The sequence below is a fragment of the Bacillus sp. mrc49 genome, from assembly GCF_002803435.1.
The window spans coordinates 1-1,696 of sequence record NZ_PHNG01000519.1 but is presented as its reverse complement, the minus strand read 5'-3'; the positions used below and the strand labels follow the sequence as shown (position 1 = coordinate 1,696).

The 1,696-nt window shown below is 34.8% G+C and carries 4 protein-coding genes; 2 read left to right on the top strand and 2 right to left on the bottom strand.

Features of this window, described 5'->3' with window-relative positions:
- Window positions 1-59: 59 nt before the first annotated feature.
- Both CVN76_RS05055 and CVN76_RS05050 read right to left on the bottom strand, forming a co-directional pair.
- Window positions 60-311, bottom strand: coding sequence for a hypothetical protein (locus CVN76_RS05055; protein ID WP_157805537.1), 252 nt, complete (start codon window positions 309-311; stop codon window positions 60-62).
- Between the two features lie 19 nt (window positions 312-330).
- On the bottom strand, window positions 331-564 hold the full coding sequence (locus tag CVN76_RS05050) for a helix-turn-helix domain-containing protein (RefSeq protein ID WP_100530504.1): 234 nt from the start codon (window positions 562-564) through the stop codon (window positions 331-333).
- A gap of 208 nt (window positions 565-772) precedes the next feature.
- Between CVN76_RS05050 and CVN76_RS05045 the strand changes: the two genes are divergently transcribed.
- Together CVN76_RS05045 and CVN76_RS05040 are read left to right on the top strand one after the other, a co-directional pair.
- The gene (locus CVN76_RS05045; protein ID WP_100530503.1) at window positions 773-1,432 is read left to right on the top strand and encodes a LexA family protein; all 660 of its coding nucleotides are present in this window, start codon (window positions 773-775) and stop codon (window positions 1,430-1,432) included.
- Window positions 1,433-1,450: 18 nt separating this feature from the next.
- Window positions 1,451-1,696: recombinase family protein (locus tag CVN76_RS05040; protein WP_198512487.1), on the top strand; the 246-nt coding region annotated here is incomplete at its 3' end.

Sequence of the window (1,696 nt, the reverse complement as noted above, 5' to 3'; positions counted from 1 at the left end):
AAAACAGCAGCGCCCCTACGAAACCGTAAACCATGACCATGCCCAATGAGTTACCCCCTTTAAGAAACCTTTTTATTTTTTCCGGACTTTTCAACTGGTTTTTTGTAGGTTAGATATGTTCTTAAATGACCATTTTCCTTAACAACAGTACGATCATAATCCTCTAAAGGACTTTCACTTTGGATTGAATCAGGTGCTCTATATTTCCAAGCACCTGACCTATTAAGTAACTCAGATAATCCCTTAGGAATTGGAATTTCATAACCACCTAAGGACATACTACTTATTGTTAAGTCCTCCTTAATTCGCATGAAACCACCTCACTCTACTTTAAAAAGAATGACTTCTTTCAATGTCTCTACTTAAAGTAGAGTCAGTGTTAAAAAAAATAAAATCGTAGCTTAATTCCAAAATCTCGCAGATTTTTTTGGCTTCCCTGATAGTAACTTCTTCAGGTTGTTTCTCCATCTTGCTGTAAGTCTGAACATGTACACCAAGCTTTGTAGCTATATCGCGTTGTGTAAACCCCTTTATTAATCTGGCTTGTTTCAGTGTGAGAATCATGGTTATCACCTCGCTTTTTAACCTTCACAATCACATATTATTCTACTTTTAGTAGATTGTCAACGATATTGATGCATAATATTTCTACAATTTCTACTTTTATTTCACCTTCTATATTAAAAGTAGAATATTTTCGCTATTATATTGAAATTATTCTACTTTTAGTTTATAGTAAATTTTATAAACTGACCGACCGGGGGTATTTAAAGTGAGTATTGGTAAAAACATTAAAAAATTAAGAGAATTACATAATCTTTCCCAAAAAGACCTTGCGGAAATTGCTGGTGTATCCGATAAAGCTGTATCTACATGGGAAAACGGAATTAAAGATCCTCGAATGGGTGCGATTCAAAAAATCGCTGATCACTTTGGTATTTTGAAAAGTGACATTATCGAAGATAAGGAGACAAAAGTTAATCCTATCAATTCTTCTATACAACCTAAAGTTGAAGGGTTTTCAAAACCAATGCCATTATTAGGAACGATTGCAGCTGGTGTTCCACTAGAAATGGTTCAAGTACAAGAATGGGTTAATGTACCCTCTGAAGTCGCTGATAAATACCCACATGCTTTTTTAGTAAAAGTAAATGGAGATAGTATGAATAAAATAGTTCCCCCCGATGCTTTGGCATTAATTGATCCTACTTTAGTAGTTAACAACGGGGATGTTGCTGCTGTTGCAGTTAATGGTTATGATGCAACGTTGAAGAGGTTTTTCAAATTCCAAAATGGAATTACTTTGGAGCCAGAAAGCTTTAACGAAAAACACCTTACACAATATTACGATCATAAAGAGCAAGAATTTAACCCTATTCACATTAAAGGGAAGTTAGTTTGGTACATGGCCCCATTAAACATAAAATTCTAATTTGAAAGGTGATTATTTATGACTAAGGCGGCTTTATATATTCGCGTTAGTACAAGAGAGCAAGTTGAAAATTACAGTATTGAAGTGCAAAAAGAGCGCATGGAAGCATTCTGTAAAGCCAAGGGATGGGATATCTTCAATATCTATGTGGACGGAGGTTACTCTGGGTCAACGCTAGAACGTCCTGACTTACAAAGAATGATAAAGGATTTAAAAGATATCGATGTAGTTCTTGTTTATAAATTGGACAGATTATCAAGATCC